Origin of the sequence: Cellulomonas sp. A375-1, from assembly GCF_001040865.1 — a bacterium.
GTDB lineage: Bacteria > Actinomycetota > Actinomycetes > Actinomycetales > Cellulomonadaceae > Cellulomonas > Cellulomonas gelida.
Genome location: NZ_LFKW01000075.1, coordinates 23,897 through 29,265 on the forward strand (window position 1 = coordinate 23,897; position 5,369 = coordinate 29,265).

The window sequence follows — 5,369 nt, forward strand, 5'->3', positions numbered from 1 at the left end:
GTGTCGGCGACCCAGCGGCCGGCGGCACCGGCCACCGTGACGGCTCCGGCGAGGACCGCGAGCGTGCGCACCACGCCCGTGAGCGCGCCGCCGCCCGCAGCACGACGCAGCAGCACGAGCGCGCTGCCACCTCCCGCGAGCATGCCGATGCTGCTCGCCGCCCCGATCGCCACCACCGCGCCGCCCGCGGGGACCTGTGCGCGCACGAGCACCACCGCGGCGACCGCCACCACGCCCCAGCCGACGACGTTGGCGGCGACCGCCAGCCGCCCCCGCTCGAGCGCGTACAGCGTGCGTGAGACGTGGAAGAGCAGGGCGAAGCCGACGAGCCCCGGCATCATCCAGGTGAGCGCAGGACCCATCTCGTCGGCGACCGTGGCGTCGTCGGCGACCACGGCGAACACCGTGGCGACGGCGGTCGCGGCCGCGACCACGACCGCGACGCCCGCGCCGGCCGCGATGAGCACGCCCCGGGTCGTCACCGCGGCCATCCGCGCGAAGCCCACGCGGTCGCCCGCCGAGGCGCGTGCGGCGATCCGCGGGAAGGACGACGTCGCAAGCGGCACGACGAGCACCGCGTACGGCAGCAGGTAGACCTGCTGCGTGTAGAGGAACCGGGTGAGCGTGCCCTCCTGCGCGTACGGCTGCCACCACGCGACCTTCATGATGACGAGCAGCGCGAGCTGCTGCGCCGCGACGGCCCCCACGCCCGCCAGCGCGAGGTGGCGCAGGCGTCGGCCCACGCCGTGCGGGAACCGCAGCGTCGGGCGCAGCCGGACGCCGAGCCGCCGGACCGGGACGAACATCGGCAGGCACATCGCCGCCACCCCGAGCGTGGTCCCCCACGCGAGCACGTCGAGCGCCTGGCTCTCCAGGGCCGCGGGGTCGGACTGCTCGCCGTTCGCGAGCGCGCCGTAGACGACGTAGGTCGTCATGACGACGAGCGAGGAGATGACCGGCGCGAACGCCGGCCAGAAGAACCGCTTGTGGGCCTGCAGGACCGCGTAGAGCAGGACCGCGACGCCGTAGAGCGGGACCTGGACCGCGAAGACCAGGATGAAGAACCTGATGAGGTCGACCTGCTCGGGGGTGTGGGCCAGCGCGTGCGCGATCGGCGTCGACAGCGCCGCGAGCAGCACAGCGAGCGGCGCCAGGACCAGCAGCGTCCAGCCGAGCGCACCGGACGCCGTGCGCTCGACCTCGCGCCGGTCACCGCGCGCGATCGGCCCCGTGAGCAGCGGGACGAGCGCGCCCGCGAGGGCACCCCCCGCGGCCACCTCGAACAGGACGTTGGGCAGCAGGTTCGCGGAGTTGTACGCGTCGCCGATCACGCCGGGCCCGACCTCGGACGCCTGCAGCAACCACCGACCGAACCCGAGGAGCCGCGACAGCACGGTGACCGCCGCGATCATCGCCGCGGCGCCGGCCAGCCCGCCGAGCGCGCGGCGAGCAGCCGGGCTCACGCGCTCGGAGCCGGCGCGTGCACCGGCCGGCGACCCCACCGGTCGATGTCCCGCAGCACGGGTGTCGCCTCGATGACCGCGGTGAAGCTCACCTTCTCGCTCACCACGGTCAGCCCGACGGTCGCCGCGAGCGCGGCGAGGCGGACGGCACGCGGGGCCCCGAGGACGAGCGCCGAGCCGAGCGCCGCCCCCAGCGCGTTGGCTCCACCGTCGCCGAGCATGTCGGTCTCGGCGAGGTCCTGGTCGGCCGCGGCGGCCGACGCCCCGACGATCGCCGCGGCGGCCGGCCCACCCGCGCCGGGTGCGAGCACCATCGGGACGGCCGCGATCGTGGCCGCCTTGAGCGCACGCCCGGGCCGCAGGTCGAGCAGGTTGAGGAGGTTCGCGGTCGAGGCGATGAGCGCACCGGAGACCGCGACGTCGGTCCCCCACCCCACCAGGCCGCGGCGGATGCCGTCGTCGCCCGTACGCGGGGTCGCGACAGCGGCCGCCAGCAGCGCTCCCGCACCGATCCCGAGGACCTTGAGCCCGCCCGTGGTGACCCGGCCCTGCGCGAGCGCACCGAGGTGCCCGCGCAGGCCCTTGCGCCGGTCGTCGAGGTCCTCAGCGAGGTCGTCGACGATGCCGAACGCCGCGCCCGCCGCCGTCGCGATCCCGACCGCACCCGCGGCCCGCGCGCTGGGCGCGGCCACGACCGCACCCGCGACGAGACCCGCCGCGACGGCCGGCCCCTCGAGCATGCTCACGGGCTCGCCGCGGTGATTCGTGCGGAGCCAGCGCTGCTGACCGCCGGGCGCGTGCTCCTCGAGCACCGCGCGCACCACGGCGGTCACGGTCCGTGCCGTCGCGACCGCGCCGAGCCTGCGCCCGATGCTCACCCACCGCTCCCCGGGTCGGTGGTGGCCTCGCCGCTCGCGTCGCCCGAGCCGTCCGGCGTCTGGCTCTCCGAGCTCACGACCGGCGTCCGGTCGACGGGCGCGAGCACGACGACCGGCGGGACCGCGGTCTCGTCGTCGCCGAACCCGTAGTGGCCGTTGGTCCCGGCGATCCGGGCCGCGAGCGCGAGCGGCGTCGACACCTGCCCGGTGACCACGTCAGCTCCCGAGACGGTCGTGAGAGCCGCGGCGAGCGTCTCGTCGCCGAGCACGGCGTCGACGAGGCTGCCGTTGCCTCGCTGGCCGTCCGCGAGGACCGCACCCTCGGACAGGTCCTGGGCGGCGCTCAGCACCGCGACCTGCGCCGCGAGCACGTCAGCGTCCGACTCCGCGTCCACGCCGGGGGTCGGCGTGGCGGCGCCGTCGACTGCAGGCGCGGTGGGGACGCCGAGCACGACGACCGCGTCGGCACCGGTGACGACCGGGTCCGCGAGCGTGATCATGGGGTTGTCGCCCTGCGACAGGATCGCCAGGACGTTGGCCGCGTCTGCCGTGAGCGTGTCCGGCGAGGCCGGGTCGGCACCCGTGAGCCCCTGCACGAGTGCCTGCGCGAGCTGCTCGTCGAGCGTGGCGTCGTCGGCCGGCGCGGGGTCGAGGTTCTCCAGCAGGAGACCGACGAGCGCGTTGCGGAACGAGCGCAGGTCGGGGTCGTACCACGCGTCGGTCAGCGCGGCGTGCGCCGTGACCGTCGCGCCGGCCTGCGAGAGCCGGTCGTCGATCGCGGTGCGCTCGCCCTCCGGCACGTCGCCCAGCGCGATCACGGCGACGCGACGGTCGGCCAGCGCGCCGGACAGCAGCGCAGGTCCCGAGGCGTCCACGAACTCCTGGGCGTCGGCGAGGTCGCCCGACGTCACGTCGAGCTGCGTGCGCAGCTCGTCCTTCTCGGTGCGCAGCTGGTCCACCTGGCCGGTGAGCGTGTCGCCGATCGTCTCCTTGAGGGGACCGGCGCCCAGCGCGATGCCGACGGCGAGCGCCAGGAACACCGAGATGAGCGAGACGAGGTGATAGCGGAAGTCGATCACGAGGTGGTCTTTCCGTCGGTCCGGTGGGTGCTCATGCGCCGCCTCCGAAGAGGCCGCGGACCCACGAGGTGAAGTCGTCGATGCGCGCACCCATGAGGCCGAAGAACGTCTGGCCCGCCTCGGTCGAGGCGAGCGCGACGCCCAGGGCGAGCAGGCCCGCGAGCACCAGGAGGGTGAGCTGGAGGTTGGAGATCCGCTGGCGGTACAGCCGCGAGACGCCCTTGGCGTCGATGAGCTTGCCGCCGACCCGCAGGCGGGTGAGGAACGTGCTCGCCATGCCCGAGCGGCCCTTGTCGAGGAACTCGACGAGCGTCGCGTGCGTGCCGACCGCGACGATCAGCTCGGCGCCCTTGTCGTCGGCCAGGAGCATCGCGACGTCCTCGCTCGTGCCGGTCGCGGGGAACACGACGTGCGGGACGCCGAGCTGCTCGACGCGTGCGATGCCGGGGGCGCGACCGTCCCGGTAGGCGTGCACCACGACCTCGGCACCGCAGCCGAGCGCACGGTCGGAGACCGAGTCCATGTCGCCGACGATCATGTCCGGCCGCCAGCCCGCCTCGAGGATCGCGTCCGCGCCGCCGTCGACGCCGATGAGCACCGGGCGGTACTCGCGGATGTACGGGCGGAGCGTGACCAGGTCTTCCTTGTAGTGGTAGCCGCGCACCACGATCAGCACCTGTCGCCCGTCGATACGCGTGTCGATGTCCGGCACGCCCACGCCGTCGAGCAGCAGGTCCCGCTCGCGTCGCAGGTAGTCCATCGTGTTCGCCGCGAACGACTCGAGCTGGACCGACAGGCCCGCGCGAGCCTCCTCCATCGCGAGCGCGACGATCGCCTCGGTCTGCTCGACGCCCTCGGCGACGAGCGTGTCACCGTCGTACACCGCGCCGTCGAGCACCCGTACGTGATGGCCCTCGGGGATCGCCATGACGTCGGGCCCGAGGTCGTCGACCAGCGGGATGCCCGCCTCGATGAGGATCTCCGGACCGAGGTTGGGGTAGCGGCCGGAGGTCGACCGTGCCGCGTTGAGCACCGCCGCGGGCTGGCACGCGACGAGGGCCTCGGCCGAGACGCGGTCGAGGTCCTCGTGGTCGATCACGGCGACGTCGCCGGCGCGCAGGCGCTTGGTCAGCGACTTGGTACGGCGGTCGACACGTGCGGACCCGGCGACCCCGGGTTCAGGCGTGGGTGGGCGACGACGCAGCGTAGATCTCATCGTCGGTCATCGTCCCACGGCTGACAGGTCGAGGAGCTCCGCTGCGTGCGCGCGTGCCGCGTCCGAGTCCTCCTGACCCGAGAGCATGCGGGCGAGCTCGCGTACGCGGCCCTCGCCCGTGACCGACGTCACGTCGGACGCCGTCACGACGTCCACCCCGTCGTGTGAGGACTTCGTGACGACCAGGTGATGATCTGCGAAAGCAGCCACCTGCGCCAGGTGCGTCACGACCAGGACCTGGGCGTCGCGAGCGAGCGCAGCGAGCCGCCGGCCGACCTCGACGGCGGCCTTGCCACCGACTCCGGCGTCGACCTCGTCGAAGACGAACGTGCCCGGTCGGTCACCGCCGGCGCCCTCCGCGAGAGCCACCTCGAGCGCCAGCATGACGCGCGACAGCTCACCGCCCGACGCCCCCTTGCCGAGCGGGCGCGCGGGCGCCCCGGCGTGCGGCACGAGCAGCATCGAGACGTCGTCGACGCCGTACGGGCCGGGCTCGTCGGTCGGGGCGACGCTCACCACGATGCGCGCTCCCGCCATCGCCAGGCCCGCGAGCTCGGCGGAGACGACCTTGGCGAGGCGCTCGGCGGCGGCGGTCCGCGTCGCGCTGAGCGTCCCCGCCAGCGCACCGATCCGCTCGTCGAGCGTCGCGACCTGCGCCCGCAGCTCGTCGATCCGCTGATCGCCGCCCTCGAGGTCGAGCAGCCGCAGACCGGCCGTGCGCGCCCACTCGAGC

4 protein-coding genes and 1 pseudogene are annotated in these 5,369 nt (G+C 74.5%); all 5 read right to left on the reverse strand.

Going from position 1 to position 5,369, the window contains the following annotated elements; translation table 11 throughout:
- On the reverse strand, positions 1–1,463 hold a 1,463-nt coding region (murJ, locus tag CWIS_RS08375), incomplete at its 3' end, for a murein biosynthesis integral membrane protein MurJ (RefSeq protein ID WP_048342827.1).
- Positions 1,460–2,341 (reverse strand): hypothetical protein, encoded by an 882-nt coding sequence (locus CWIS_RS08380; RefSeq protein WP_048342813.1) that lies wholly within the window; start codon positions 2,339–2,341, stop codon positions 1,460–1,462. The genes murJ and CWIS_RS08380, both read right to left, overlap by 4 nt.
- The gene (locus tag CWIS_RS08385; RefSeq protein WP_048342814.1) at positions 2,338–3,420 is read right to left on the reverse strand and encodes a copper transporter; all 1,083 of its coding nucleotides are present in this window, start codon (positions 3,418–3,420) and stop codon (positions 2,338–2,340) included. Before CWIS_RS08385 ends, CWIS_RS08380 begins: the two co-directional genes overlap by 4 nt.
- Before the next feature lie 31 nt (positions 3,421–3,451).
- The gene (steA, locus tag CWIS_RS08390) at positions 3,452–4,636 is read right to left on the reverse strand and encodes a putative cytokinetic ring protein SteA (RefSeq protein WP_048342815.1); all 1,185 of its coding nucleotides are present in this window, start codon (positions 4,634–4,636) and stop codon (positions 3,452–3,454) included.
- A gap of 6 nt (positions 4,637–4,642) precedes the next feature.
- A pseudogene (locus CWIS_RS19330) lies at positions 4,643–5,369 on the reverse strand (DNA repair protein RecN); the annotation flags it as partial.